This is a genomic window from Acidiphilium sp. PM, from assembly GCF_000219295.1.
Taxonomy (GTDB): Bacteria; Pseudomonadota; Alphaproteobacteria; order Acetobacterales; family Acetobacteraceae; genus Acidiphilium; species Acidiphilium multivorum.
On the sequence record NZ_AFPR01000326.1, the window covers coordinates 1 to 880 of the forward strand.

1 protein-coding gene is annotated in these 880 nt (G+C 70.7%); it reads left to right on the forward strand.

Going from position 1 to position 880, the window contains the following annotated elements; all coding sequences use genetic code 11:
* A partial coding sequence (locus APM_RS12215; protein ID WP_007423688.1) for a glycosyltransferase family 1 protein occupies nt 1-880 on the forward strand: 880 nt, incomplete at both ends.

An 880-nucleotide genomic window follows, 5' to 3' on the forward strand; every position in this document is an offset into this window, starting at 1 on the left:
TCGGCGCCACCTGGCCGTTCCCCGACTATGCCGCCCGGATCGACGCCGCCCGCCGCGACGGCGTGCGCTTCGCCCCCTTCGTCTACGACCTGGTTCCCGCCCTGTTCCCCGAATGGTCGGCCCGCTCCACCACCACCGGCTTCCGCACCTGGATGGAGACGGTGCTGCCCCAGGCCGACCGCCTGTTCACCATCTCCCACGCCACGCGCCGGGCCCTGCGCGATCATGCGAAACGCGCCGGCCTGCCGATCCCGGAGGCGATTCCCGTGCCGGTCGGCGCGCATTTCCCCCGCAAGGCCGATCCCGACGCGGCGCCCCTGCACCCGCGCCCCTACGTGCTGTTCGTCTCCACCATCGAGCCGCGGAAGAACCATGCCGGCATGCTGCGCCTCTGGCGCGAGATGATCATGCAGGAAAAGCCGGACCTCGTGCCCGACCTCATCCTCGCCGGCCGCATCGGCTGGATGTCGCAGGATTTCATCACCCAGTGCGAGAATGCCGGCTGGCTCGGCGGCAAGCTGCGCCTGATCGAAAGCCCGACCGACGCCGAGCTGGCGATCCTCTACCGCGACTGCCTATTCACGATCTATCCCTCCTTCTACGAGGGCTGGGGCCTGCCGGTCACCGAGAGTCTCGGCTTCGGCAAGCCGGTCGTCGCCTCCAACACCGCCGCGATCCCCGAGGCGGGCGGGCGCTTCTGCATCTATTTCGATCCCAACGACCTCGGCGACGCCCGCCGCGCGATCAGCGGCCTCGTGCGCAATCCCTCGCGCCGCGCCGGGCTCGAGGCCGACATCGCGCGCAATTACCGCCCGCCCTCCTGGCCGGACGCGGCGCGCCTGATCCTCGACGTGCTGGCCGACGACGCCGTCGACCTGCC